Raw genomic sequence first — 23,810 nt, forward strand, 5'->3', positions numbered from 1 at the left:
TTCACACGGGTTGAACGGGGATGCAACAAGCTGAACGACAAGGACGTCGCGGTGCACGTACATGATTCGCTCGTCGAGCTGATTGGGAACACCCCGCTCGTACGGTTGCGCAAGGTGACCAGCGGCCCGTCACCCCAGGTGCTGGCCAAGGTGGAGTACTTCAACCCCGGAGGCTCGGTCAAGGACCGCATCGCCGTCCGCATGATCGACGCCGCCGAGGAGTCGGGGGCGCTGCGCCCGGGCGGCACGATCGTCGAGCCGACGTCCGGCAACACCGGCGTGGGCCTGGCCATCGTCGCCCAGGAACGCGGCTACCGGTGCGTCTTCGTCTGCCCCGACAAGGTCGCCAAGGACAAGATCGACGTGCTGCGCGCCTACGGCGCCGAGGTCGTGATCTGCCCGACGGCCGTCTCGCCCGAGCACCCCGAGTCGTACTACTCGGTCTCCGACCGCCTCGCCGCCGAGATCCCCGGCGCCTGGAAGCCCGACCAGTACCGCAACGGCAACAACCCGCGCTCCCACTTCGAGACCACCGGCCCGGAGATCTGGGAGCAGACCGAGGGCCGCATCACCCACTTCGTGACGGGCATCGGCACCGGCGGCACCATCAGCGGCACCGGCCGCTACCTCAAGGAGATCTCCAGCGGGCGCGTCCAGATCGTCGGCGCCGACCCCGAAGGCTCGGTCTACTCCGGCGGCAGCGGCCGCCCCTACCTCACCGAGGGCGTCGGCGAGGACATCTGGCCCGAGACCTACGACCGCGACATCTGCGACCAGATCATCGCCGTGTCCGACAAGGACTCGTTCACCATGACCCGCCGCCTGGCCCGCGAGGAGGCCCTGCTGGTCGGCGGCTCCTGCGGCATGGCCGTCGTCGCGGCCCTCCGCGTCGCCGCCGAGGCCGACGACGACGCCGTCATCGTCGTCCTGCTGCCCGACGGCGGCCGCGGCTACCTCTCCAAGATCTTCAACGACGAGTGGATGGCCGACTACGGCTTCCTGACGCCGTCCACCGAGGAGGCCCGCGTCGGCGAGGTCCTCACCCGCAAGGGCGGGACGCTGCCGGAGTTCGTCCACGTCCACCCGCACGAGAGCGTCGAGACGGCCATCTCGATCATGCGCGAGTACGAGGTCTCCCAGCTGCCCGTCATGAAGGAGGAGCCCCCGGTCATGGCCGCCGAGGTCGTCGGCTCCATCGTCGAGAGCGACCTGCTCGGCCTCCTGCTCGCCGACCGCGACCGCCTCAGCGAGCCCATCGAGGGCCACATGTCCGCCCCCCTGCCGATCATCGGCTCCGGCGAGCCCGTCAGCAAGGCCGTGGCCGTCCTGGAGAAGGCCGGCGCCGCCGTCGTCCTCGTGGACGGCAAGCCCAAGGGCCTGGTGACCCGCCAGGACCTCATCGCCTTCCTAGCCGCCCACTGACGACCAAGAAGGGCCGACCTCGCGTAGCGAGCTCGGCCCTTCTTCCGTTACCCGGGGATGCCCGGCTAAAGGGAAGCGCCGGTCCCGACTGGGTCGGGACCGGCGCTTCCTTGTATGTGTCGGGTTGCGGGGCGGCCTGTGGGCGGCGTTTCTGACCGTCACCCGCAACCCGACGTTCTGGGGAGGGAGCCGCCCCCGACGGCTCCCTCCGGGTCTTTACTTGCGGACTCCCGAGGGGGCGTAGTAGCCCTCCGGGGCGCCGCCCTGCGGCGGGTAGTGCTGCGGCGGGGTCTTCGGCTGGTCGGCGTGACCCGGCCACCAGGCCTTGTGGCCCAGCAGGGCGGTGATGCCCGGCACCAGGAAGATCGCCATGACGAAGGCCGACAGCGCGATGCCGATCGCGATGGAGAAGCCCATCTGCTGGAGCATCGAGACCTTCGCCAGCAGCATCACCGAGAAGGTGCCCGCCAGGATCAGGCCCGCCGCGGCGACCGTGGGGCCGCCGTGCTGGACGGCCAGGGCCGCCGCCTTGCGCGGTTCGTGGCCTTCCTTGGCCTCTTCCCGCAGCCGGGCGGTCATCAGGATGTTGTAGTCGGTCCCGATGGCCAGCACGAACAGGTAGAGCATGATCGGCAGGTGGAAGATCTCACCGGGCTTGCCCATCGCGCCCTGGAAGACGAACACCGAGGCTCCCATCGTCGCGGAGAAGCCGAGCAGCACCGCGGGCACCAGGTAGATCGGCGCCACCACCGAGCGCAGCAGCAGGAGCAGGATGAGCGCGATCAGCACGCCCGCCACCGGCAGGATGACCGACAGGTCGCGGTTCACGACCTTGTTGATGTCGCCGAAGATCGCGGTTTCGCCGCCGACCAGGACGTCGGTGCCGCGCGGTTCGATGTCGTGGACCGCGGGACGCAGATCGTCCTTGACCAGCGTGATCGACTCGTTGCTGACCGGGTTCTTCTTGAGCAGCAGGTCGACGCGGACGACCGAGCCGTCCTTGTTGGGGATGGGCTCCTTGACGCTTCCGACGCCCGGGGCCGACTTGGCCTTGGCGCTGAACTCGGCCAGGGCCTCCTTGCTGATCGGCTGGTTGCTGGTCGACTTGATGTAGACCTGCACCGGGGTGGTCAGGCCGGGCGGGAAGCCCTCCTTCATGTCCTTCATGGCCTTCGCGGACTCGGTGTCCTGCGGGAAGCTGGCCTGGAAGTCGTAGTCGGCCTTGAACCCGAAGGCGCCGAGCGAGAGCACGACCAGGATCGCGCCGGACACCAGTGCCATCACGGCCGGGCGCTTGCCGACCATGTTGCCCATGCCCGTGGAGATCTTGGCCTTGGGCTCCTTCTTCCAGGACTTGGACGGCCAGAAGATCGCCGGGCCGATGAGCGACATGACGGCGGGGAAGAGCGTGAGCGAGGTGATGCCCATCGCGATGACCGCGATCGCCAGGGACGGGCCCCAGGCGGAGAAGATCCCGAACGCGGCCAGCATGAGGACCAGGAAGGTCGCGGCGATGGCGGCCGCGGCGGAGGTGATGACCTCGCCGACGCGCTCCACCGTCTGGATCATCGCGGTCTTCTTGTCCTCGCCTGCCCGCAGCCGTTCCCGGTAGCGGAACAGCAGGAACAGGTAGTAGTCCGCGCCGATGCCGAACAGCACGATCGTCATGATGATCTGCAGGCTGTCGTCACCGGAGAAGTCCAGCACCTTGGACGCCAGCCCGATCAGCTTCGCCGAGACGACCTCCGTCAGGGCGATCAGGATGATCGGCAGGATGGCCGCGATCGGCGCCCGGAAGATCAGCAGGATCAGACCGATGATCAGGCCGAACGTCGCCATCGTGACGAGCTGGAACGATTCGGTGAACGACTTCTCGTTGTCGGTGAAGTCGGCGACACTGCCGCCGACCTTCGCGCTCAGACCGTCGCCCAGCGCACCGGGAAGGTCCTTGCGGAGATCCTTGACGACGTCGCCCTGCTTCTTGGAGTCGTCCTGGCTGGTCCCCTTCATCGGCACGCTGATGATCTGGACGGCCTTGTTGGGCGACACCGACTGGGCGTCGGTGACGACGCCGACGGTCGTCGGGTAGCGCTTGGCGTTCAGCGTCTGCGCGGCCTTGTTCACCTGTGTGGTGTCGGCCGGCGTCAGCGGCTTGCCGTCGGTGCGCTTCACCACGATCAGCGCGGTGGTGTCGGCCTGCTCGGGGAACGCCTTCTCGGCCAGCTTGATGGCCTTGACGGCCTCGTACTTGGACGGGAGGAAGTCGCCCTGGTCGGACTTGGTCTCGAGGTTGGGAGAGAAAGCGACGATCAGCACGGCGCTCACTACCCACGCCAGGATCGTCCACCACGGATGTCTCACGACGAAGCGCGCGAGCCCAGCGAACATAGGTCTTCCTTAATCTGCGGCCATCAGGGGAATCAACCCACCTAACGGTAGAGATCACGAGGTTGGATGTGGTCAACCCGGGAGCCGAATTAGGGCCTGATACCTCTGGGGGAGCACCTCCTCCTCCGGGAGGGTTGGCCGGTGGATAGCCTCGTCCTCATGGACAAGGACGTTCACCAGGGATTCGAGACGCTGGCGATTCACGCGGGACAGGAGCCCGACCCCGTGACGGGTGCGGTCGTCCCGCCGATCTACCAGGTCTCCACCTATAAACAGGACGGCATCGGCGGCCTGCGCGGGGGTTACGAGTACTCCAGGTCGGCCAACCCGACCCGCACCGCGCTGGAGGAGTGCCTCGCCGCCGTCGAGGACGGCTCCCGGGGGCTGGCGTTCGCGTCCGGGCTGGCCGCGGAGGACGCTCTCATCCGGACGGTGTGCAAGCCCGGCGACCATGTCATCATTCCGAATGACGCCTACGGGGGGACCTATCGGCTCTTCGCCAAGGTGGCCGAGCCGTGGGGCGTGTCGTTCGATCCCGTCCCGCTGAACGACGTGGACGCCGTGCGGGCCGCCGTCCGCCCGGAAACCCGGCTGATCTGGGTGGAGACGCCCACCAACCCGCTGCTGGGCATCGCCGACATCGCCGCGCTGGCGGAGGTGGCGCGCGGGGCCGGGGCGCTGCTTGCGGTCGACAACACCTTCGCCTCGCCCTACCTCCAGCGTCCGCTGACGCTCGGCGCGGACGTGGTGATCCACTCCACGACCAAGTACATCGGGGGGCACTCCGACGTCGTGGGCGGTGCCCTGGTCGTCTCGGACGCCGGGCTGGGCGAGCGCCTGACGTTCCACCAGAACGCGATGGGCGCCGTCGCCGGGCCGTTCGACGCGTGGCTGACGCTGCGCGGGATCAAGACCCTCGGCGTCCGCATGGACCGGCACAGCGCCAACGCCGAGGCCGTCGTGGAGATGCTGACCCGGCACAAGGCCGTCACCAAGGTCCTTTACCCGGGTCTGCCCGAGCACCCGGGGCACGACGTCGCCGCCAAGCAGATGAAGGCGTTCGGCGGCATGGTGTCGTTCCGGATGGCGTCCGAGGAGGCGGCCGTGCGGGTCTGCGAGCGCACCACGGTGTTCACGCTGGGCGAGTCGCTCGGCGGCGTGGAGTCGCTCATCGAGCACCCGGGACGCATGACGCACGCCTCGGCGGCCGGATCGCCGCTGGAGGTCCCGGGCGACCTCGTCCGGCTCTCGGTCGGCATCGAGGACGTCGACGACCTGCTGCGCGACCTGGAGACCGCGTTCTCCTGACGGCGGTAAGGGCGGAATCGGCGTGTAGTCCCGTGGAGTGATTCCTGTGCCGGTTCCGCCCAAGAGGTGATCAAAGCTCTATGATGTGCGCTCCAGGTTCACCAAGAAAGGGCCCGGGGTGCGCAAAGTACTGGTGTGTGGAGCGGCGCTCGCCGCGGTCTGTGTCTCCGCCATAGCCGTCCCTTCGGGGGCCGGGGCCACCGCGCCCGACCCGACGCCGGTGCGGTCTTCCGGCACCGCCAAGCCCGCCGAGCAGCCGCGTGCCGCCAAGCCCGCGCCGCGCGCCGCCAAGAACGAGGCCGTCGTCTCCGCCAGGGCCGTCATGGTGACCCCCAAGCCCCCGAAGGTGTCCACCTACGCCTACGGCAAGCACGCCCGCCAGAAGGTGGACGTCTACTGGCGTCCCCTGCCCCGCAAGCCCAAGGCCAAGAAGCCGGAGGCACCCGCAGCCAAGCCGCGTCCCGCCGTGCTCGTCCTGCACGGCGGCTACTGGCTGACCGGCGACAAGACCGGCTGGAAGTACTTCGCCCGCCGCCTCAACAGCCAGGGCTTCACCGTCTTCGCCGCCAACTACCGCCTCGCGGGCCAGTCGGCCTGGCCCGCCCAGCGCGACGACGCGGGCAAGGCGCTGGCCTTCGTCAAGAAGCACGCCAAGACCTGGAACGTCGACCCGACCCGCATCGTGGTCATCGGGTCGTCCGCCGGGGGACTGCTCGCCACCCAGCTCGGCACCTACGGCGAGGGCGCCCAGCGCGTCCGTGGCGTCGTGGCGCTCTCGCCGGTCAACACCCCGTACCTGGCCTACCAGGACGGGCTGAAGGCCACCGCCACCGACGGGCAGCGCAGGCTGCGCGGCGCGGTGGTCGACCTGATCCGCTGCGTGCCGAGCGAGTCGGACCCGGCCTGCTGGAACCGCGTCTCGGACGCCGACTCCTCCACCCACGTCTCGGCGGGCGACGCGCCGATGCTGCTGATGCACGGCGACAGCGAGTTCGTCCCCGCGACCCAGAGCACGGGCCTGGCCGCCGCGCTGCGCGGCGTCGGGGTTCCGGCCACGGTGAAGACCGTGCCCGGCGCCATGCACGGGCCCGCGCTGTTCAGCGACGAGACCGTCTATCCCGAGCTGCTGACCTGGCTGAAGAACCGCACCCGCTGACGGTCAGGACCCGTTCCACACCATCAGCACCAGGCTCACGAGCCAGATCAGCGAGATCACGCCCGAGAGCGAGGCGATCCGGCCCCGCTCGACCTGGGCGATGTCGGACGCCGCCGGTGCCCCGGCCACCTTCTCGTCCCGGCCCTCCTCGTCGTCCTCGTCCTCGCCCTTGGCGACGGCGACGGGGACGGCGGGCGCCGGGGCCGCCTCCAGCAGGTGGATGGCCTTGCGCTGGTCGCGCTCGACGATCAGGAGCAGCACGAGCGCGACCACGAACAGTGTGATCGAGACCGTCAGCCACACCCGGGCGAAGTCGCCCTTGGCCAGGATGATCCCGAAGAGCAGGATTCCCAGCGTCCCCAGCGCGTACAGCCGCGTGGCCCGGTTGAGATAACGCACCACGCCCACGTCCCGCTTGCGGATGTAGCGGGGCGTCGCGTGCGTCGCCGCGGTCAGCGGGCCGAGCGTGAAGATCGCGAAGCCGATGTGCAGGACCAGCATCAGGCGATCGGAAGTCGACATGACGCGACCCTAACCCCGGACCCCCGGCGCGACGCCACACCCGGCGCGCCGGGCGTGTGGCGCGATCAGGGGGCCGGGATCGGGATCAGCGGGACGTGCGCGCCGCGCGGCTTGGGCAGCGGCAGCGCGCCGCCCAGAGGCAGCAGCGAGGGGTCGTTGTTGGGCCGCGGCTGGGGGAGCGCGTCGTCGATCCCCCGGGGCGGTGAGGAGACCGGCATGTGAGGTTCGAGGACGGGGGCCGGGCACTGCACAGCCGCGAGCGGCTCGCCGTGCACCCCGTTCGGCGGGCACACGATCGGCTCATCCGCCTGTGCCGGAACAGCGAAGGCCATCGCCGCGAGAGCACTGAGGCCACTAAGCGGCAAAAGTCGGTTCATAACGGCATCCCCTGGAGTTACGCATCACACTTGATTGGTAACAACGTGTTATCACATGTGAGGGCCGCCACCACGCACCGACCTCAGCCCGCGCGCGATTGCGTCAATGAGCGGAAAGCGAGCCGAAGGCGAAGCTTCCCGGCGAGATCGCGAAGCGATGCGGCAATCGCAAAATCACGGTCACCGAAGCGAGCCGCCAGGCGAGCGTAGGTGGGCCGGGATTTCAGTAAACACAGTCAGCGGCGCCCCCGGCGCACGCGCAGATAGTCGCTGACGACGTACTGGCCGAGACGGTCGGCGTCGGGGGAGAAGACGCGGCCGCCGTTGCGCTGGGCGACCTCCTCGACGAACGAGACCAGGCGGCGGTCGTCGGCGAGCATGAAGAAGTTGAGCCCGGCGCCCCGGCGCGTCATCTTGTCGACCTCGGCCAGCGTCAGCACGAGCGTGTCGGGGGACGGCGGGTAGTCGAACAGCGAGCGGCCGTCCGGACGCAGGTGCGCGGTCGGCTCGCCGTCGGTGACCACCAGGACGATCGGCTCGAAGTCGGGGTGCTTGTCGAGATGGCGGCCCGCGATCATCAGGGCGTGGTGCAGGTTGGTGCCCTGGACCATGTCCCAGTCGAGCCCGGCCATCTCGGTGGGGTGCAGGGTGCGCGCGTAGTTGGAGAACCCGATGATCTCGATGGCGTCCTGCGGGTACTTGCTGGTCACCAGGGTGTGCAGGGCGAGCGTGGTCTGCTTGGCGGCGGCCCAGGTGCCGCGCAGGACCATCGAGTACGACAGGTCGACCAGCAGGCAGACGGCCGCGGCGGTGCGGCGCTCGGTCTCCTGTACCTCGAAGTCGTCCACGCCGAGCCGGACGCCGCCCTTGCCCGCCCCGGGAGCGGGCTCCATCGCGCTGCGGCGGATCGCGTTGCTCACCGTCCGGACGACGTCGAGGGGCTGCTCGTCGCCGAACCGCCACTCGCGGCTCGTGCCGGTCAGCTCGCCCGCGTGGCCCGCGTCGCTCTGGTCGTGGTCGCCCCGGCGGCCCGAGTCGAGCTGCGCGAACACCCGGCGCAGCGCCGTCTCGCCCAGCCGCCGGACGGCCTTGGGCGTCAGCTCAAGCTTGCCGCGCCTGCGCTGGAGGTAGCCCTGCCGCTCCAGCTCGGCCTCGATGCGGCGCAGCGCGGCCAGGTCGTCGACGGCCTGGCGGCCGAGCGCGCGGCGGACGGCGTCCTCGTCGATGTCGTCCAGGCGGGCGCCCGGGTACTCCTGCCCGAGCGCGGCCTCCAGCTCGGCCAGGTCGGCGAGCTCGGCCAGCGCCGTGGTGGCGTCGGCGACGCCCAGCGGGTTCTCACCCGACATCTGCTCGGGGGCGCCCCAGGCCAGGTCGGGACGGCGCGCGCGCAGCGCGTCGTTCAGGCGCGACATCTCCATGGCCAGGCCCGCGTCCTGGAGGGCCTGTTCCATCAGACCGGCCAGCTCCTCGCGCTGCTCGGGGCTGAGCGAGGCCAGCAGGCGGTCCATCGCCGCGGCGCGGCGCGCGATGGAGTCGACCAGCTCCTCCAGATTCGCGGGCTGCTCGGGGAAGAAGTCGCCGTAATCGCCCATGAAACGGTCGAAGTCGTCCTGGGTGTGCTCGCCGCGCGCGTCGCGGTCGAGCATCTCGTTGAGCGCGGCCATCATGTTCTTGACGCGTTCCATCGTGGCCGGGTCCTGGCCTTGGAGCGCCTGCCGCATGCCCTGGAACTGGGCGTCGAGGACCTCCTGCCGCAGCAGGTCCTTCAGCTTCTCGAACGTGGCGCGGGCGGCGTCCGAGCGCCACTGGTAGTCCGACAGGCGCCGGATGGCCTGCGAGGTGTCGTCCGGCAGCGCCTCCAGCTCGGCCTCGCGCAGCCGCGCCTCGTCGCTCGGGTCGGGGAACAGCTCGGCCCGCTCCTGCCCGATCGCCGTGTCGAGCAGCGCCCTGGCCTGCTCCAGCGTGCCGTCCAGACGGCCGCGCTCGCGCAGCGCCCGGCGCCGCTCGCGCACCTCGCGCAGCAGCTCGTCCAGGCCCCGGCGGTCGCCGGCGCCCGGCAGGCCGCGGCGCAGCATCTCGCGCAGCGCGTCCTCCGGGCGGGTGCCCTCGAGCACCGAGTCGCCCATCGCGTCGAGCGCGCCACGGACGTCATACGGGGGCGCGAGCGGGTCGGGGCCATCGTGGTACGCCCCGTACCGGTAACGACTCATGTCGGGCCTCGCTCTCGCTACGTGCGGTAGGTGGCCGTTCCGTCCGTGGCGTCCTTGGACAGTCGGCGGGTGAGGAAGAGACCCTCGAGCACGAACTCCAGTGCGGCCGCGGCCTGGCCGGGCGACTCCCCGGTCAGGTCGAGCCGTTCCATGATCTTGGCGAGGCCGGGGACGGGCCCGACGCGCTTGAGCAGCTCGGCCGAGGACACCATCTCGCCCGACTCGACGCTCTGCCCCGAGTCGAACTTGTCCAGCAGCCCGGTCAGGTCGGCCGCGCCCAGCGTGCGGCGGTAGGTCTCGGCGGTGGCCCGGCGCAGCAGGTGTTCGAGCACCTCCTGCTCGCGGCCCTCCTCGCTGACCTCGAACTCGACCTTGCCCATCAGCGTCGGGACGATGGCCGGCAGGTCGCACACCCGCGCGACCGCGCGGTCTTCCCCGGCGATCGCGGCGCGGCGGACGGCGCCCGCCGCCACGGTCTCGGTGCCCGCAAGCGAGAACCGCGCCGAGACGCCCGAACGCGCGTCGACCGCGTTCGACTCGCGCAGCAGCCGGGTGAACCGCGCGATGATCTCGATCAGATGGCCGGGGACCTCGGCGGTCTCGCCGTCGAGATCGGCCAGCTCGGCCTCCTGGCGGATCAGCGCCAGCTCGTGCTCGATGTCGAGCGGGTAGTGCGTGCGGATCTCGGCGCCGAACCGGTCCTTGAGCGGGGTGATGATGCGGCCCCGGTTGGTGTAGTCCTCGGGGTTGGCGCTGGCCACCAGCAGGACGTCCAGCGGTAGCCGCAGCGCGTAGCCGCGGACCTGCACGTCGCGCTCCTCCAGGACGTTCAGCAGCGCCACCTGGATGCGCTCGGCCAGGTCGGGCAGCTCGTTGATGGAGAACACGCCCCGGTTGGTGCGCGGCACAAGACCGAAGTGGACGGTCTCGGGGTCGCCCAGCGTGCGGCCCTCGGCCACCTTGATCGGGTCGACGTCGCCGATGAGGTCGCCGACGCTGGTGTCGGGCGTGGCGAGCTTCTCGCCGTACCGCTCGTCGCGGTGCTTCCAGCTCACTGGCAGGTCGTCGCCGGTCTCGGCGGCCAGCCGGACGCAGCGCACGCACACCGGCGCGTACGGGTGGTCGTTGATCTCGCAGCCCGTCACGACCGGGGTCCACTCGTCCAGGAGCCCGCCGATCGTGCGGATCAGGCGCGTCTTGCCCTGGCCGCGCTCGCCCAGCAGCACCAGGTCGTGCCCGGCCAGCAGGGCCCGCTCAAGATGGGGCAGGACGGTGTCGTCGAACCCGACGATGCCGGGGAAGCGCGCCTCGCCGGATCGGAGCCGGGTCAGCAGGTTGTGACGGATCTCGGCCTTGACGGACCGGTGGACGTGGCCGCTGGTGCGCAGCTCGCCCAGAGTGGTCTCGCGGGGTGTGGTTGCACGCACGCGATCGACATTACGTCGCGGAATCGCCGACTCGCACCCTTGCGGGGGTATTCCTCCGGCGGCGCGATCGGCGCAGCCACGCGGTCACCGTGGGTTTGGGTCCGGAGGGGCGGGCGGGGGAGACTAGAGGGGTGAAGCGACCCGAAGACCCGTTCCAGGGAGGCGGCGCCGATGGCGCGATTCGGTGACGGCCTGGCCGTCGGTCCCGACCTGGCCGGGGCCGCCCGAACGGCCGTCGAGCAGGCGCTCGCGCCGCTGGACGCGCCGCCCGACCTGCTGTGCCTGTTCGTCTCGGCCGACGACCCCGACGCGGTGGAGGACGCCGCCAACGAGGCCGCCAGGGTCTCGGGCGCCCGCGTCCTGCTGGGGTGCAGCGCGTCCGGCGTGATCGGCGCGGGCCGCGGCGTCGAGGAGACCACGGCCGTCAGCGCGTGGGCGGCCGTCCTGCCGGGGGCGCGGCTCGAACCGTTCCGGCTGGAGACGCTCAAGGCCGAGGAGCGGCTGATCGTCGTCGGCATGCCCGAGTCGCGCGACGACGACGTGGTCGCGCTGCTGCTGGCCGACCCCTACAGCTTCCCGGTGGACGCGTTCGTCGAGCGCTCGGCCGACTCGCTGCCCGGCCTTCCGCTGGTCGGCGGCATGGCCGCCGGGCGCGGGCCCGGCTCCGCGCGGCTCATGGTCGACGGCGAGGTCGTCGACTCCGGCGCGGTCGGCGTGGTGATCGGCGGCGCGGTGGTGGCCGCGACCGTGGTGAGCCAGGGCGCCCGGCCGATCGGCCCCGACATGGTGGTCACCAAGGCCGACGAGAACGTCCTGTACGAGCTGGCGGGCACGCCCGCGCTCGACAAGCTGGAGCAGGTCGTCCTCGGCCTGCCCGAGGAGGACCAGGAACTGGCGGGCCACGGCCTGCTGATCGGCGTGGCGATGGACGAGTACGCCGAGGAGCACGAGCACGGCGACTTCCTGGTGCGCGGCGTGGTCGGCGCCGACACCGACAGCGGCGCCATCGCGATCGGCGACGTCGTCGAGGTCGGCCGGACGGTCCGCTTCCAGGTGCGCGACGCCGGCGCCGCCGAGGACGACCTGTCGGCGCTGCTCGACCGCTTCGACCTGGGCCCGGTCGAAGGCGCGCTGCTGTTCTCGTGCAACGGGCGGGGCCGCGCGATGTTCCCCGACTCCGACCACGACGCCCGGATGCTGGAGCGCGCCTTCAACGGCGCAGGAGTCGGCGGCTTCTTCGCCGCCGGCGAGATCGGCCCGGTCTCGGGCCGCAACCACGTCCACGGCTTCACCGCCTCCATCCTCGCCTTCGGCGCAACCCGTGACTAACGGCGCGGTGCCGCTGGGGCCGGTGGGCGGCGCGGCGTCTGGTGTTGGGCCGCGCGAGGGCGCGGTGCCGCGCGGGCCGGTGGGCGGGGCGGTGTCCGGTGCCGGGCCGCGCGAGGGTGCGATCCCGCATGGGCCGGTGGGTGGTGCGGCGTCTGGTGTTGGGCCGCGTGACTCCGGGGGTGCGGTGCCGCTGGGGCCGCTGGGCGGGGCGGTGCTGGCGGTTGACATTGGTGGGACGAAGATGGCCTCGGCCGTGGTCGACGGGGCGGGCGAGGTTGTCGCCTACGACCGGGTCGCGACGCCGGACGACCCGGACGCCGAGGTGCTCTGGCGCGCGCTCGACGGGCTGCTGGGCAAGGTGGTGGCCGACGCGGGGGCCCCGGCCCTGATCGGGGTGGGCGTGGGATGCGGGGGGCCGATGACCTGGCCCGCGGCCGAGGTGTCGCCGCTGAACATCCATGCCTGGCGCGGGTTCCCGCTGCGGGAACGGCTGCGCGAGCGGCACCCTGGGCTGCCCGTCCGGGTGCACAACGACGCCGTCTGCGTGGCGGTCGGCGAGCACTGGCGCGGGGCGGGACGCGGGTACGACAACGTGCTCGGCATGGTGGTCTCGACGGGCGTCGGCGGCGGGCTGGTGCTGAACGGGCGGCTGATCGACGGTGCCAGCGGCAACGCCGGGCATGTCGGCCATGTGATCGTCGAGCCGGACGGGCCGCCGTGCGGCTGCGGCGGGCGCGGCTGCCTGGAGGCCATCGCCCGGGGCCCCGGGCTGGTGGCGTGGGCGCAGGGCGAGGGGTGGCGTCCCGGCGAGGCCGTCACGGGCGTGGAGCTGGCCGAGGACGCCAGGGCCGGTGACGCGGTGGCCGCCGCGGCCATGCGCCGGGCCGGGCGCGCGCTCGGCCTGGCGATCGCCTCGGCCACCCACCTGTGCGACCTGGACGTCGTCGCGATCGGCGGCGGGCTGTCCCAGACGGGCCCGCTGCTGTTCGACCCGCTCGAAAAGGAGCTGCGCGCCCACGCCCGGATGGACTTCTCGCGCGACGTCAAGGTCGTCCCCACCAGCCTGGGGCAGACCTCCGGGCTGGTCGGCGCGGCGGCCCTCATCCTGGCCGCCGACAGGTACTGGCATGCCGACTGACGGCGGGACGATCGACTCGGCCGCGGCCCGCGCGCTGCTCGCCGAGGTGGCGGTCAGGACGCCGCTGGTCCACTCCCGGGTGCTCTCGGAGCTGGTCGGCGGGCCCGTGTATCTCAAGTGCGAGAACCTCCAGCGGACCGGTTCGTTCAAGATCCGCGGCGCCTACGTGCGGATCGCGCGGCTGAGTGAGGAGGAGCGGGCGCGGGGCGTCGTCGCGGCGAGCGCGGGCAACCACGCCCAGGGTGTCGCGCTGGCGGCGTCCATGCTGGGCTGCGCGGCCACCGTCTACATGCCCGAGGGCGCGCCGCTGCCCAAGGTCGCCGCCACCAGGAACTACGGCGCCGAGGTCGTCTTCCCCGGCCCGACGGTCGACGAGTGCCTGGTCGCGGCCGAGAAGCACGCGCAGGAGCACGGCGCGGTGCTGATCCATCCGTTCGACCATCCCGACGTGGTCTCCGGGCAGGGGACGATCGGACTGGAGATCCTGGAAGACCTCCCCGACGTCCGGACGGTCGTCGGCGCGGTCGGGGGCGGCGGGCTCATGGCGGGCGTGGCCGCCGCGATCAAGGAGCGGGCGCCGGACGTCAAGGTGATCGGGGTGCAGGCCAAGCGGGCGGCGGCGTTCCCGCCCTCGCTCGCGGCGGGACGTCCCGTCCGGATCGAGCCGCAGGTCACGATGGCCGACGGCATCTCGGTCGGACGTCCCGGCGAGCTGACCTACCGCCTGGTGAGCGAGCTGGTCGACGCCGTCGTGACCGTGAACGAGGAGTCGATCTCGCAGGCGCTGCTGCTGTGCCTCGAACGGGCCAAGCAGGTCGTCGAACCGGCGGGCGCGGCGGGCGTCGCGGCCCTGCTGGAGCACTCCTACGCGGTGCGGACGCCGGTGGTGGCGGTGCTGTCGGGCGGCAACGTCGACCCGCTGCTGCTGTCGAAGGTGCTGCGGCACGGCCTGGCGGGCACCGGACGCTACCTGGTGCTGCGCGTCCGGCTGAAAGACCGTCCCGGCGCCCTGGTGACGCTGCTGGGCGAGCTGGCCGGGCTCGGCGTCAACGTCCTGGACGTGATGCACGAGCGGGTCGCAGCGCGCCTGCACGTCGAGGAGGCCGAGGTGCTGCTCCACCTGGAGACGCGCGGCAACGACCACTGCGACGAGGTGGTGCGCCGCCTGCGCGGACGCGGCTACACGCTGACGCTGAGCTGAGGGCCGGTGCGGCGGGAGCCCGCCGCACCGGCCCGAAGCGTCACAGGCTGGGCTTGCCCGAGGTGTAGACCCACTTCTGGAACAGCTCGTCCAGCTGCTTGCCCGACAGCTTCTCGGAGAAGGCGATGAAGTCGGCCGTGGAGGCGTTGCGGTCCTTGTACGCCTTCGGCCACGCCTTGAGCAGCTTGGCGAACTTCTCCTCGCCGATGGCCTTGCGCAGGACGTGCAGGGTCATCGCGCCGCGCTCGTAGACCGTGCCGTGGAAGATGTTGTCGCGGCCGGGGTCGGCCGTCTTGGGCACCCAGAACTCGTTGTCGGCGGGAAGCCCGTAGGCCTCGTAGAAGCTCGTCTGGACGGGCTTGTTCTGGAACTTCTCCGCGTAGAGCCACTCGGAGTAGGTGGCGAAGCCCTCGTTGAGCCAGATGTCGGCCCACCGCTTGGGCGTCACGCTGTCGCCGAACCACTGGTGGCCGAGCTCGTGCGCGAGCAGCCCGTCCGACGGGATGGTGCCGGGACGCCGCGCCAAGTCGTACAGGGGACGTCCCTGCGTCTCCAGCGCGTAGCCCACGCCCGCCTTGGCCGCGATACCGCCGGTGGAGGAGAACGGGTAGGAGCCGTAGTGACCGGCCAGGAACTCCTGGACGTCACCGGTCTTGGTGTGGAAGCTCTTGGCCAGCTCGGGCGTGATGCCCAGCGCCTTGTCGGTGGCCGTGATGTTCGGGACGCCGCTCTTGGTGCGGCCCGTGATCGTGTCGTACTTCCCGATCGCGATCATGCTGAGCTCGCTGGCCATCGGCTGGCGCATCTTCCACCGGGTGACCACGTCGCCGCCCCGCGTCCAGCGTCCGCCGAAGTCGCCGTTGGCGAAGGTGTTCAGGCCCTTGGGCGCGGCCAGCGTCCAGGTGTAGGTGGCCTTGTCGGTCGGGTGGTCGTTCACGGGGAAGACCGACGCCGCTCCGAACGGCTGGTTGAGCATGACGCCGCCGTCGGCGTTCGGGGCCCAGCCCGAGACGCCCAGCGCCGGGTCGTTGATCTTCAGCGGGACGCCCGCGTACTTCACCGTGACGGTGAACTCCGAACGCTCGCGCAGGCCCTTGGCCGGAGTGATCTCCAGTTCCTGGGCCCCGGTGCGCTTGTGGGCGGCCGCGCGGCCGTTGACCTTGATGTCGGAGACGGTCAGCGGCCCGAGGAAGTCGAGGTTGAAGCGGGACAGGTGCTGGGTCGCCCGCGCCTTGACCGTGGTCGTGCCCTCGAAGCCCTTCCCGATGGCGTCGTACCTCAGGTCGATGTCGTAGTGGGCGGCGTCATAGCCGCCGTTGCCCATGTCGGGGAAGTAGGGGTCACCCGCGCCGGGCGCTCCGGGGGTGAATTTCGCCGCCGCCGCCTGGGCGGGCAACACGGTCGCCAGAAGACCGGCGGTGGCGCCCAGCGCCACGGCCGCCAGAGCTCGTGAGGATCTGCTCATCGACCCCGTCCTTGAATCATGTCAACAGTGGGACCAAAAATCGCAGCAGGTAGACGCCCGATCAAGCGCGATATGGTCTCATTTCGACCAGTTCAGGACAGGTCTGGGCGGTTGGCCTCCAGGGTGATGCTCGGCTTGCCCGGCGTAGAGAGCCACCGGCGGAACAGCTCGTCGAGCTGCTTGCCCGCGACCTCCTCGGCATGCGCGACGAAATCGGCCGTCGAGGCGTTACCGTGCGCGTTCGCCCCGGCCCACGTTTGCAGGGTCCGGAAGAACGCGGCGTCGCCCACCGCGCGGCGCAACACATGCAGCGTCATCGCCCCGCGCGTGTAGACCGGGAAGGTGGCGAAGAGGTTGCCCCGCCCCGGCGCTCCCGTAGGCGGCTTCCATTCGGGAGAGTTCGCAGGACGCGCGTAGGCCTTGAGGAAGATGTCCTCGGCGGAAGGCCCGCCGTGCTGCTCACGCCACAACCACTCGGCGTAGGTCGCGAACCCCTCGTTCAGCCAGATGTCCTGCCAGCGTTCGACGCTGACGCTGTTGCCGAACCACTGGTGGGCCAGCTCATGGACGACCAGCGTGTCGCTGGCCCGTCCCGGGTACACGGGCCTGTTCTGCGTCTCCAGCGCGTACCCGACCGGCACATCGTCGATCACCCCGCCGGTCGACTCGAACGGATAGGGGCCGAACAGCCGGGACGCCCACTCGGTGACCTCGGCGGTGGTGCGGTGCAGCGGGCGCGGGTCCGGGGTGACCGACTGGTCCACGGCGGTGATCGTCCGGATTCCCCGGGGACGCGAGTCGAGCGTCTGGAACTTCCCGATCGACACCAGCGCCAGGTACCCGGCCATCGGCCGCCCCGACCACCACCGGTAGGTCGTGGCGTCCTCGTTCACCGAGATCCCGACGGGCTCCCCGTTGGCGATGGCCTCCAGCCCGTTCGGCACCGTGATGGCATACGCGAAGGTGGCCTTGTCGGACGGATGGTCGTTCAACGGGAACCACGTCGCCGAACCGCGCGGCTGCGACAGCGTGGTGGCGCCGTCCGGCGTCGGAATCCAGCCGGTCACCCCGAGCTGCGGATCGCGGTTGCGCTTGGGCGAACCGGTGTAGGACACCGAGGCGACGAAGCGGCGTCCCCGCTCGATCCCCCGAGACGGCGTGATCACCAGCTCCTGCCCGTCGCGGCGGAACGCGGCGGGCGCACCGTCCACGGTGACCCGCCCGACGTCGTTGCCCGCGAAATCAAGATTGAACCGCGAGAGGTCCTGCGCGGCCGTCGCCGAGATCCGGGTGGTCCCCGTAATCCTGGGCTCGTCCCGGGAGTAGGCCAGCTTGATGTCGTAGTGGGCGACGTCGTAACCGCCATTGCCCGCATCAGGGAAGTACGAGTCACCCACCCCGGGAGAGCCGGGGGCGAACGCGGACGGGGCCGCCGCCGCGAGCGGGGCGACACTGGCCGCCAGTACGGGGGCGAGGAGCTTGATCACCACTTGGCGGGCTTGCCCTTCTTGTAGAGCCAGACGTCGAACAGCTTCTTGAGCGGTTTGCCGGACACCTTCTCGGCGTGCGCCACGAACTCCGCCGTGGTCACGCTCCGATCATGCGCGGCCCAGCTCCTGACGACCTTGAAGAACTTGGCGTCCCCGACCCGCTCGCGCATCGCGTGCAGGGCCATCGCGCCCCGGATGTAGACAGAGAACCCGAACAACTCGCTCTTCCCGGGCCGTCCCGGCGGCGGATCGAAGATCGGCGCATCCTTCGGCTGCCGCAGGAACCGCTGGAAGATCTTCTTCGCGGTGTCCTTCTTGCGATGCTCGGCCCACATCCACTCGGCGTAGGTCGCGAACCCCTCGTTCAGCCAGATGTCCTGCCAGTGCCGCAGGCTCACCCTGTTGCCGAACCACTGATGAGCCATCTCATGGACGACGAAGTCCTCGTCCGGCGCGAACCCGGCATAGACCGGACGCTCCTGCGTCTCCAGCGCGTAGTCGAGCTTGGCATCGTCCACGATCCCGCCCGCCGTCGCGAACGGATACCGTCCGAACACCGTGGTCTCCCAGTTCAACGCCTGAACCGTCATGCGTTGCAACGACCTGGCGGACCGCCGGAACTTCGGATCGACGGCCGTGATCACCGGAACCCGCCCGGCCTTGCCATAACTCACGTCGAACTTCCCGATGGCGATCATCGCCAGATAACTGGCCATCGGATGCCGCTCGGCCCACGCGAACGTGGTCGTGGCCCGGTGCTTCACCGTCCGCCCCGGCTGCCCGTTGGCCAGAACCTTCAGCCCCTTGGGCACCGTGATCTTGTAGGCATAGGTGGCCTTGTCCCGCGGATGGTCATTGACCGGCAACCAGGTCGGCGTCCCGTCGGGCTCGGACACCACGATCGCCCCGTCCGGCGTAGGCACCCAGCCATACGTCCCCAACGAGTCATTGCGCAACGAACGCGGCTTGCCCGCGTACCGCACAACGGTCGTGAACCCCTTCCCCGACCGCACCGCCACCTTGGGCGTAACAGTGAGCTCCTGCCCCTTACGCGAGAACCCCGCCGCCACCCCGTTGACAGTGACCCCAGCGATCTTGGGCCCGCGAAAGTCCAGATTGAACCGCGAAAGGTCATGCGAGGCCCGCGCCGAAACCGTCACCTTGGCATTGATCCTGCGGCTCTTCCCCGCATAGGCCAGCACAACGTCATAGTGCGAGACGTCATACCCGCCGTTGCCCGCCCCCTTGAAGTACCGATCCCCCACCCCCGCCGCCCCAGGCCGCGCACTCCGCGGCCCAGCAAGCGCAGAACCCCCTCCCGCCGCCAGGAGCACAGCAACAACCGTCCCGGCCGCGGTCACCCGTCCACCAACCCCATTCACCCCACCCACCTTGCTGCCCCGGCACCCCCCACCACCCGCCCCACCCCACCCCCTTGACCGACCCCATGCCCGCCATTAACCCCCCACGGACCCCCACCCCTCACCCACCACCCCACCCCCCACCTCTCACCCCACCGCCCCTCACACCCGCCGCCCGCACCCGCCGCCCGCACCCGCCGCCCGCACCCGCCGCCCACACCCGCCGCCCACACCCGCCCCTCACACCCGCCGCCCACACCCGCCGCCCACACCCGCCGCCAACCCCCGACCAGCCACGCCCCGCCCCACTGAGGCAAACCCAGCCCCCGCCCCGCCCGGTCAGCACCACATCCCCACGTGCACCAAGGCGAGGCGGCTCGCTCCGATATGACCCGACGCCCACCCGACCGAACAAGGAAGGCCACCACCCGCGATTCGGCGGGGCCGACCCGCGCACGGCCGAGCGAGGGGGCATCGGGTCCTGCTCGGCGGCGACGGGCGTCCGGTAGGGCGCAGACGCCGCGTCCGGGCAGTGGCCCGGACTTCCGTTCGGCTGGGTGAAGGCGGACGCCGTGTCCGGCTCGGGGCCGGACCTGACGTTGAGATCGGCGTGGACGGAGTTGCGATCGGTTCGGCGGTTGCGATCCTCGTTCGCGTTCGGTTCAGCGGGTGCGAATGCGCGTTTGGTTGGGTGAGGGCGATAGCCGCGTACGGCTTGGCGGGGACGGTCCTCACGTCCGGGACGGATCCCAGCCGCCCCTGGTCGTGCGGTTGGACGCACTGGTTGGCCCGGCCGGGGTGGACGGCCCACACGGCTCGCCGGGCTGACTCTCGCGTGTGGCTGAGCGCGAGCAGACGTCGTTTCCGGCTCAGCGGGGCAAACGTCGCGTTCTGTTCAGCGGGGCGGACGTCGCGTTCCGCTCAGCGGGGCGGACGTCGCGTTTGTTCAGCGAGGACGGACGTCGCGTTCTGCTTAGCGGGGCGGACGCCGCGTTCTGTCCTTCGAGGGCGGACGTCGTGTTCTGCTTAGCGGGGCGGGCGTCGCGTTCTGTCCAGTGGGACGGGCGTCGCGTTTGTTCAGCGAGGACGGACGTCGTGTTCTGCTCTCCGAGGGTGGACGCCGCGTGCTGTCCAGGGGGCTGGACGACTTGGTGGGGCGACGCGGTGGGCATCAGGCCTGGCTTGGCGGCGACCGACGTCCGGTGTGGCGGCGGCGTATGGGCGGGCCGTGGTTGTTGTGGGTGGGCGGGGACGTAGGGGTGAGCGCTTCGGGACGTGGGGTTAGAGCTTGGGGCGGCCGCGTTGGAAGAGCCAGCCGTCGAAGAAGGCGTCGAGTTGACGGCCCGAGACGCGTTCGGCGGTGGCGATGAATTCGGGGGTGGTGGCGGTGGAGTGGCGCTTTTCCTTGGCCCAGGTTTTGAGGATCTCGAAGAACTTGGCGTCGCCCACCGTCTTGCGCAGGGCGTGGAGGGTCATGCCGCCTCGGTCGTACACCGAGCGGCCGAACATCTGGGCGCGGCCCGGGTTGCCGGTCGGGACTTCCCAGAGTTCGCGGTTGCTCTCCTGCGAGTAGAGGGAGTCGAACTTCTGCGCGACCGTCCCGCGGCCCGCGCGTTCGGCCCACATCCACTCGGCGTAGGTCGCGAACCCCTCGTTCAGCCAGATGTCCTTCCAGCGGCCAACGCTGACGCTGTCGCCGTACCACTGGTGCGCGAGCTCGTGCGCGATGATCGTCTCGTCGGAGCCCAGCGAGGTGTAGACGGGACGGGTCTGGGTCTCCAGCGCGAAGTCGACCGCCGCGTTGTCGACCAGGCCGCCCGTCGAGCCGAACGGGTAGGGGCCGAACATCTTGGTCAGCTCGTCGGTGACCTGGATGTTCTTGGCGTGGAAGGCGTCGATGTTCACGGTGGGCACCGACGGGTCGACGGCCGAGATCACCGGGACGCCGCTCTGGGTCTTGCCCGTCCGGACGGCGAAGCGCCCGACCGTCACCGTGGCCAGATAGGTGGCCATCGGGTCCTTGACCTGCCAGGTCGTGGTCACGCGGGCGTTGGAGCGCGTGACGTCGCGGGCCGGGACGACATCGGGGGAGCCGCCCGGGTCTTCGTCCGGGCCCTCCTGGGGGTCTTCGCCGGGCAGTTCGGGCTGGACGCCGCCCGAGCCGGTCACCGGGGTGGTCGGCTCACCGTTGGCGATCGCGGTGAGGCCCTGCGGCACCGTGACCTCGAAGTCGAACGTGGCCTTGTCACTCGGGTGGTCGTTGCTGGGGAACCAGGTGTGCGCGCCGCTGGGCTGGCAGGCCACGAACACCCCGTCGGAGGTGCGCACCCAGCCGTACTCGCCCAGGATCGGGTCGTTGATGGTCTTGGGCGTCCCCGAATAGCGGACGGACACCGTGAACCTGGCGCCCTTCTCCAGCGGCTTGGACGGGGAGACGATCAGCTCCGAGCCCTCGCGGGCCTGCTGGGCGGCGGCGCCGTCGACCTTCACCTCGGCGACGTCCAGCCCGCTGAGGTCGAGGTTGAAGCGGCTCAGCCGGTCGGTGGCCTTGGCAGTGATCTCGGCGACGCCGTCCAGTTCCCGGGCGCCGCGCGGGGTGATGGCCAGCTTCAGCTTGTAGTGCTGGACGTCGTAGCCCGAGTTGCCGTTGCCCGGCACATACGGGTCGCCCACGCTGCCCGCGCCGCCGGCGCCCTGGGGCGAGGTGGGCGGGGCGTCTTCGCGACCGCCGTCGTTCCGGAGATCGATCTGGCAGGCCGCCAGCGCCCCGGCCGCCGCGAGCGCGGTCAGGCCCGCGGTGCTCCGGCTGAGGACGGAGCGGCGGGCGCCCGGGCGGTGTTTGGGTGATTTCGCGGCCTTGTGCACGTTGCCCAGCCTGCCGGTGCGCGGCGGGCTGGGCAACTCGATGCGCCGCCCTGTGGATATCAGCGGCCCGCGTAGGGGTCGGGCATCCCGGGCTCGACCTTCACGACGACCGTGTGCGCGATCTTGTCGTGGAGGGTCTGCTTGCGCTGGTCCCACAGGATCCACAGCGCGTCCAGGAGGCTGCCGATGCCGCACGGGATCGCCAGCAGGATCTGGACGCCGTAGCGCCACGCCGCCGTTCCCAGGCTGATGGCGCCGCCGTCGTCCTCGCGGACGACCCGAATGCCGAGCACCTTCTTACCGAGCGTCTGCCCCCACTTGTAGTGCATGAACCAGAAGTAGGCGAACCCGAGGACGGTCTGGAACAGGCTGGCCACGGGGTTCCCGAACGGGGACGTGTTGTCCCAGTCGATGAACGGGAACGCGATCGCGTTGGCGACGATGCCGACCAGGATGCTGTCCAGGATGATCGCGCCGAGCCGCGCCCACCGGCTGGCCAGGCCCCGCGATGGGTCGATGTAGGCACCCTGAGGACCCGAGTAGCCGGGTAGCCCGCCATAAGGCTGCTGCTGGCCGTAGGCCTCTTGCCCATATGGCTGTTGCTGCGGAGGTTGCCCGTATGGCTGCTGACCGTACGGCTGCTGCTGGCCGTAGGGCTGCTGTTCTCCGTACGGCTGTTGCTGGGCGCCGTAAGGCTGCTGCGGCTGGCCCCCGTAAGGCTGTTGTTCGCTGCCGTAGGCGCCACCATAGGGCGGTGGCTGCTGTCCACCGCCGGGGTTCTGCCACGGCTGGTCTTTCGGCTGCTCCCCGGGGGGAGGGTCTTGCGGCGGATTGGTCATGCCTGCAAATTGGGTCTAGAACGGGCCCTTTAACCCTCACGACGCTCGGGTGAACCGTTTCTTTACCAAATCGGTGCCGAACCGCTGCCGCCCCGATGGCCGGCGTCGTTGACGGCCATCGGGGCGGCAGGGTGTCGCACGGGGGCAGGAACTCCGTACGACGGCACCGGGGCGGGGTCTCAGAGGTTGCCGCGCAGCGCCTGCTCGCGCTCGATCGCCTCGAACAGGGCCTTGAAGTTGCCCTTGCCGAAGCCCAGCGAGCCGTGACGCTCGATCAGCTCGAAGAACACGGTCGGACGGTCCTGCACCGGCTTGGTGAAGATCTGCAGCAGGTAGCCGTCCTCGTCGCGGTCGACCAGGATGCGGCGCTTCTGCAGCTCCTCGATCGGGACGCGGACCTCACCGATGCGGGCGCGCAGTTCGGGGTCCTCGTAGTAGGAGTCAGGGCTCTCCAGGAACTCCAGACCGGCGGCGCGCATCCGGTCGACCGACGACAGGATGTCGTTGGTCGCCAGCGCGATGTGCTGGACGCCGGGGCCGCCGTAGAACTCCAGGTACTCCTCGATCTGGGACTTCTTACGGCTCTCGGCCGGCTCGTTCAGCGGGAACTTCACCTTGCGGGTGCCGTCCGCCACGACCTTGGACATCAGCGCCGAGTACTCGGTGGCGATGTCGTCTCCGACGAACTCGGCCATGTCGGTGAAGCCCATGACGCGGTGGTAGAACCCGGCCCACTCGTCCATGCGCTCGACGTTGCCCACACAGTGGTCGATCGCCTGGAAGAAACGCTTCTCCGGCGGGGCCAGCATCGGCTCGGCCGCGACGAATCCCGGCAGGTAGGGGCCGTTGTAGTTGGAGCGGTCGACAAAGGTGTGGCGGGTCTCGCCATAGGTGGCGATGGCGGACGTCACGACCTTGCCGTGCTCGTCCTCCAGGACGCGCGGCTCCTCGACGCTCGTGGCGCCGCGGGCGAGGGCCAGCTTGTGCGCCACCTCGGCGTCCGGGACCTCGATCGCCAGGTCGACCACGCCGTCCCCGTGCTCGGCGATGTGGCGGCCGAGGTCGGTGCCCGCCTTCACCGGCCCGCGGAAGACGAACCGCGCCGAACCCGACTCAAGAACGTGCACCGCCTCGTCCGGGCTGCCGTTCTCCGGCCCCCGATAGGCCACCCTGCGCATCCCGAAAGCGGTGGAGTAGTAGTGCGCCGCCTGCTTGGCGTTACCGACGGCGAAGACGACCGCGTCCATGCCCTTGACCGGAAATTCATCCATACGCTCAATCTCGACAATCAACCGCATAGTGCGCAAGAGTG

Annotated in this window: 17 protein-coding genes; 6 read left to right on the forward strand and 11 right to left on the reverse strand. The window is 70.5% G+C overall.

What is annotated here, in order from left to right; all coding sequences use genetic code 11:
- The first annotated feature begins 51 nt into the window (after nucleotides 1-51).
- Complete coding sequence (locus ACQPY4_RS07330; protein WP_433333739.1) at nucleotides 52-1,422, forward strand: cystathionine beta-synthase; 1,371 nt, start codon at nucleotides 52-54, stop codon at nucleotides 1,420-1,422.
- Between the two features lie 216 nt (nucleotides 1,423-1,638).
- Here the strand turns inward: ACQPY4_RS07330 and ACQPY4_RS07335 are convergent, their stop codons facing one another.
- Nucleotides 1,639-3,810: an MMPL family transporter gene (locus ACQPY4_RS07335; protein ID WP_433333741.1), complete on the reverse strand. Its 2,172-nt coding sequence runs from the start codon at nucleotides 3,808-3,810 to the stop codon at nucleotides 1,639-1,641.
- A gap of 159 nt (nucleotides 3,811-3,969) precedes the next feature.
- Between ACQPY4_RS07335 and ACQPY4_RS07340 the strand changes: the two genes are divergently transcribed.
- Both ACQPY4_RS07340 and ACQPY4_RS07345 read left to right on the forward strand, forming a co-directional pair.
- Entirely contained in the window at nucleotides 3,970-5,118 is a 1,149-nt protein-coding gene (locus ACQPY4_RS07340) for a cystathionine gamma-synthase (RefSeq protein ID WP_433333743.1), read from the forward strand.
- Nucleotides 5,119-5,236: 118 nt separating this feature from the next.
- Nucleotides 5,237-6,274, forward strand: a complete 1,038-nt coding sequence (locus ACQPY4_RS07345) for an alpha/beta hydrolase (RefSeq protein WP_433333745.1) — start codon at nucleotides 5,237-5,239, stop codon at nucleotides 6,272-6,274.
- Between the two features lie 3 nt (nucleotides 6,275-6,277).
- Here the strand turns inward: ACQPY4_RS07345 and ACQPY4_RS07350 are convergent, their stop codons facing one another.
- The 4 genes from ACQPY4_RS07350 to ACQPY4_RS07365 all read right to left on the reverse strand — a co-directional run bounded on the left by ACQPY4_RS07350 (nucleotide 6,278) and on the right by ACQPY4_RS07365 (nucleotide 10,810).
- Nucleotides 6,278-6,796, reverse strand: a complete 519-nt coding sequence (locus tag ACQPY4_RS07350; RefSeq protein ID WP_433333747.1) for a hypothetical protein — start codon at nucleotides 6,794-6,796, stop codon at nucleotides 6,278-6,280.
- A gap of 65 nt (nucleotides 6,797-6,861) precedes the next feature.
- Complete coding sequence (locus ACQPY4_RS07355) at nucleotides 6,862-7,128, reverse strand: hypothetical protein (protein WP_433333749.1); 267 nt, start codon at nucleotides 7,126-7,128, stop codon at nucleotides 6,862-6,864.
- 281 nt (nucleotides 7,129-7,409) lie between these two features.
- Nucleotides 7,410-9,383, reverse strand: a complete 1,974-nt coding sequence (locus ACQPY4_RS07360; RefSeq protein ID WP_433333751.1) for a hypothetical protein — start codon at nucleotides 9,381-9,383, stop codon at nucleotides 7,410-7,412.
- Between the two features lie 17 nt (nucleotides 9,384-9,400).
- Entirely contained in the window at nucleotides 9,401-10,810 is a 1,410-nt protein-coding gene (locus ACQPY4_RS07365; RefSeq protein ID WP_433333753.1) for a sigma 54-interacting transcriptional regulator, read from the reverse strand.
- Between the two features lie 171 nt (nucleotides 10,811-10,981).
- Between ACQPY4_RS07365 and ACQPY4_RS07370 the strand changes: the two genes are divergently transcribed.
- From ACQPY4_RS07370 to ilvA, 3 genes are all read left to right on the forward strand, one after another.
- Nucleotides 10,982-12,139: an FIST signal transduction protein gene (locus tag ACQPY4_RS07370; protein WP_433333755.1), complete on the forward strand. Its 1,158-nt coding sequence runs from the start codon at nucleotides 10,982-10,984 to the stop codon at nucleotides 12,137-12,139.
- Between the two features lie 184 nt (nucleotides 12,140-12,323).
- Nucleotides 12,324-13,277, forward strand: coding sequence for an ROK family protein (locus tag ACQPY4_RS07375; RefSeq protein WP_433333757.1), 954 nt, complete (start codon nucleotides 12,324-12,326; stop codon nucleotides 13,275-13,277).
- On the forward strand, nucleotides 13,267-14,478 hold the full coding sequence (gene ilvA / locus ACQPY4_RS07380) for a threonine ammonia-lyase (RefSeq protein WP_433333759.1): 1,212 nt from the start codon (nucleotides 13,267-13,269) through the stop codon (nucleotides 14,476-14,478). The genes ACQPY4_RS07375 and ilvA overlap by 11 nt, the downstream gene beginning before the upstream one ends.
- Nucleotides 14,479-14,518: 40 nt before the next feature.
- Here ilvA and ACQPY4_RS07385 read toward each other — a convergent pair whose 3' ends face one another.
- From ACQPY4_RS07385 to hppD, 6 genes are all read right to left on the reverse strand, one after another.
- Nucleotides 14,519-15,943 (reverse strand): M1 family metallopeptidase, encoded by a 1,425-nt coding sequence (locus ACQPY4_RS07385; protein ID WP_433333761.1) that lies wholly within the window; start codon nucleotides 15,941-15,943, stop codon nucleotides 14,519-14,521.
- A 92-nt stretch (nucleotides 15,944-16,035) separates the two neighbouring features.
- Nucleotides 16,036-17,433 carry a M1 family metallopeptidase gene (locus ACQPY4_RS07390; protein ID WP_433333763.1) on the reverse strand — a complete coding sequence of 466 codons (1,398 nt, stop codon included), beginning with the start codon at nucleotides 17,431-17,433 and terminating at the stop codon, nucleotides 16,036-16,038.
- Nucleotides 17,427-18,698, reverse strand: a complete 1,272-nt coding sequence (locus tag ACQPY4_RS07395; RefSeq protein WP_433333765.1) for a M1 family metallopeptidase — start codon at nucleotides 18,696-18,698, stop codon at nucleotides 17,427-17,429. Before ACQPY4_RS07395 ends, ACQPY4_RS07390 begins: the two co-directional genes overlap by 7 nt.
- A 1,377-nt stretch (nucleotides 18,699-20,075) precedes the next feature.
- Complete coding sequence (locus tag ACQPY4_RS07400) at nucleotides 20,076-21,659, reverse strand: M1 family metallopeptidase (protein WP_433333767.1); 1,584 nt, start codon at nucleotides 21,657-21,659, stop codon at nucleotides 20,076-20,078.
- Nucleotides 21,660-21,718: 59 nt separating this feature from the next.
- Complete coding sequence (locus ACQPY4_RS07405; protein ID WP_433333769.1) at nucleotides 21,719-22,498, reverse strand: RDD family protein; 780 nt, start codon at nucleotides 22,496-22,498, stop codon at nucleotides 21,719-21,721.
- 179 nt (nucleotides 22,499-22,677) lie between these two features.
- The gene (hppD, locus tag ACQPY4_RS07410; RefSeq protein WP_433333771.1) at nucleotides 22,678-23,769 is read right to left on the reverse strand and encodes a 4-hydroxyphenylpyruvate dioxygenase; all 1,092 of its coding nucleotides are present in this window, start codon (nucleotides 23,767-23,769) and stop codon (nucleotides 22,678-22,680) included.
- Between the last annotated feature and the right edge of the window lie 41 nt (nucleotides 23,770-23,810).

The sequence above is a fragment of the Spirillospora sp. CA-294931 genome (assembly GCF_050946795.1).
Classification (GTDB): Bacteria; Actinomycetota; Actinomycetes; order Streptosporangiales; family Streptosporangiaceae; genus Spirillospora.